Source organism: Caballeronia sp. LZ024 (assembly GCF_031451455.1).
GTDB classification, from domain to species: domain Bacteria; phylum Pseudomonadota; class Gammaproteobacteria; order Burkholderiales; family Burkholderiaceae; genus Caballeronia; species Caballeronia telluris.
In genome coordinates this window covers 1-1,106 of sequence record NZ_JARUXL010000038.1, presented here as the reverse complement: position 1 = coordinate 1,106, position 1,106 = coordinate 1, and the positions used below count along the sequence as shown (strand labels likewise).

The 1,106-nt window shown below is 61.4% G+C and carries 1 protein-coding gene; it reads right to left on the bottom strand.

Annotated elements, in window-relative coordinates; genetic code table 11:
* Nucleotides 1–31: 31 nt before the first annotated feature.
* On the bottom strand, nucleotides 32–1,057 hold the full coding sequence (locus QCE48_RS31620; RefSeq protein ID WP_309784546.1) for an IS30 family transposase: 1,026 nt from the start codon (nucleotides 1,055–1,057) through the stop codon (nucleotides 32–34).
* Nucleotides 1,058–1,106: the final 49 nt, after the last annotated feature.

Below are 1,106 nucleotides of genomic sequence, written 5' to 3'. Positions count from 1 at the left end.
GGCGGTTTCAAACCGAAGTGCAACGAGGGGGTTAATGTTTAGCGTTTTGAGGTTGTCCCGCTGAGGCAAGTGTCGCAGCGAAAACCTCGAATGGCGAATGGAACGCGTGGGTTGCGCGCGGCCGGCTGTTCAGGCTGTCGGCGATGGCATCGAGCTCGTCCTGAGTGTAGACCGAGAGGTCGGTGCCCTTAGGTAAGTACTGTCGCAGCAATCCGTTGGTGTTTTCGCAGGTCCCGCGTTGCCAGGGACTGTGCGGGTCGCAGAAGTACACGCTTACGCCGGTGGCGGCGGCGAGTTCTTGATGCCGCGTGAGTTCCTTGCCCTGGTCGTACGTAAAGCTCTGGCGCAGGGGTTCGGGAATCGAATTGAGTTTGGCCGAGAAGCCCGCCAGAGCAGAGGCGGCGGTTGCGTCCTGCATCTTGGCAAGCAGCACCAGGCGGCTGGTGCGCTCGACGAGCACGCCAACAGAGGATTGATTTCCGGCGCCCTTGATAAAGTCGCCTTCCCAATGACCGGGCAGCAGGCGGTCTTCGATTTCGGGCGGGCGCACGTGGATACTGACCATGTCGGGAATCTGCCCGCGTCGGTCTGTACCGCGCGTGCGGGACATACGGGTGCTGTGGCCGTGGCGCAGGCGGGCAATCAACTGGCGGCGCAATTCGCCGCGCGGCTGAGCGTAGATAGCCGTGTAGATGGTTTCATGCGATACGTGCTGGGTCGGATCGGTCGGATACATGCGCCTAAGTGTGCCCGATATCTGCTGGGGCGACCACTTCCACTCGAGCAGGGTGAGCACGACTCGCCAGCAAACGCTTTGCGGGCAAAGCTTGGCGGGGCGGCGACCAGCGCTACGGCGGGAGGCGCACAGCGCTTGAGCAGGCACTGATGCGTAGCCAGCAGGAGAACTGTTCCGTGTTAGTTCACGGCTCACGGTGGACGGCGAGCGCCCGAGCATTCGGGCCATGGCCCGAATGCTCACATCCTGCAGTCGTAGGCTTGCGATGGCGAGGCGTTCTTCAGGTTGAAGGTGCTGATATGAAGTAGTTTTGTCGGGCATTGCAACACCTTATACGAGATAGGTGTTGCACCTCGCTTTTGAGGCCGCC